The sequence below is a fragment of the Paracraurococcus ruber genome, from assembly GCF_004353985.1.
GTDB classification, from domain to species: Bacteria; Pseudomonadota; Alphaproteobacteria; order Acetobacterales; family Acetobacteraceae; genus Paracraurococcus; species Paracraurococcus ruber.
The window spans coordinates 1-1535 of sequence record NZ_SMOA01000551.1; the positions used below are offsets into that span (position 1 = coordinate 1).

Here is a 1535-nt window from a genome sequence, read left to right on the forward strand (position 1 = left end):
GCGGTGGTGTAGGTGCCGAAGGCCCTGCCGGCGCTGACGGGGGCGATGTCGTCGTCGAGCAGCGTGCCGGCGGTGGAGAGGGTGGGGGCGGCGCTGCTGCTGGCCTGGAGGGTGAAGGACTTGGTGCCTGCGGCGTCACGGTCGTCTGCGGCGGCGAGGGTGACGGTGGCGGTCCAGTCGTTGGCGGCGGAGAGGGTGAGCTGGCTGGCGGAGAGGGTGGTGCCGATGGGAGCGCCTGCGAGGGTGAGCAGGATGTCGGTGGTGGCACCTGTGGCCTTGTAGGTGATGCTGGCGCTGCCGCCCTCCGTCAGGCTCAGGCTGCCCTGGTCCGCCGTCAGCTGCAGCGTCGTGGATGGCGGTGGCGGCGTGGACGGCGTGCTGGCGACGGCACTGTATGTGCCGCGGATGAGGTACTGGCCGAGCGAGCCGTAGTCGGACCAGCCCGTGGGCGTGGTGGCCGTGGGGTCGCCCCAGCCGACGCCGTCGACGGCGAGGTAGTAGGTGCTACCCTGCAGGCCGGAGAGGGTGAGGCGGGCATCGGTGCGGGTGATGTCGTTGACGCTGGCGACGACCTGGAACTGGCTGTTGTAGAGGGTCAGGCCGATATCGAGCATGCCGAAGGGCGAGGTGGTGGTGACCGGCCCGGCGGCGCCGCTGACGAAGGCCTGGGTGGCAGCCCCGACGCTGAAATCGATGCTGCCGCCGTCGCCCAGGGCGAAGGCGAACATGTCGATATCGTTGCGGGCGCCGGAGCCTGAGATGACGCCGAAGGTCTGGATGCTGGCGATGCCGTTGGCGACGGTGCCGCCGAGGGCTCCTGCGCTGGCGAAGCTGTTGCCCCAGTCATCGGCGCGGTAGGTCACGCCGCCGTTGCGGCCGGTGATGATGCCGAGGTCGTCCTCGGTGTTGGTGGCGCCGTTGTAGCCGCCATTGCTCCACTGGACGGTGCTGGCGTTGTAGCCGACGCCCATGACCGGGGCCCAGGAGGTGCCGCCGGTGCCGTGGCCGTAGTAGTACTCGCTGCCGTTGCGGCCATCGTGGTTGAGGCCGAGGCTGTGGCCGACCTCATGCGCGGCGGCGTCGGCGATGGCCTTGGTGCCGTCGCCCAGCCGGTTGGCATAGACGAAGACGCCGGTGTCGGTGCTCCATGTGTAGCTGCCGACATAGCCAATGCCACCGTAGTTCTTGCCGTCCTCGTCGGTGACGATGACGCGGATGCCGTAGCTGGTGTCGGTGGCGCCGGAGTAGCGCAGCGCCTCGGTGCCGGGGTCCTCGGTGGTGACGTCGATGTTGAAGGGGGCGAAATACTCGGCGACGCGCTGCCAGATCTGCTGGATGCGGAGGAGTTCGGTGGCGTTGAAGCTCTCGGCGGCGTCGGTGGAGAAGGCCTTGGAGTAGAAGCTGGGGGTATTCCAGAAGCTGTTCCAGGCGGTTCCGGTGGTGGTGTGGCCGCCGAAGTCGAGGAAGATCTTGTAGGGCGAGCTGGCCTGGCTGTGCAGCTTGAAGGTGTCGCCATAGCTGACCAGGCCGCCCAC

General features: G+C 68.7%; 1 protein-coding gene. It reads right to left on the bottom strand.

Translation table 11 applies throughout. The features are described from left to right. On the bottom strand, window positions 1-1535 hold a 1535-nt coding region (locus tag E2C05_RS35320), incomplete at both ends, for a zinc-dependent metalloprotease family protein (protein WP_205083250.1).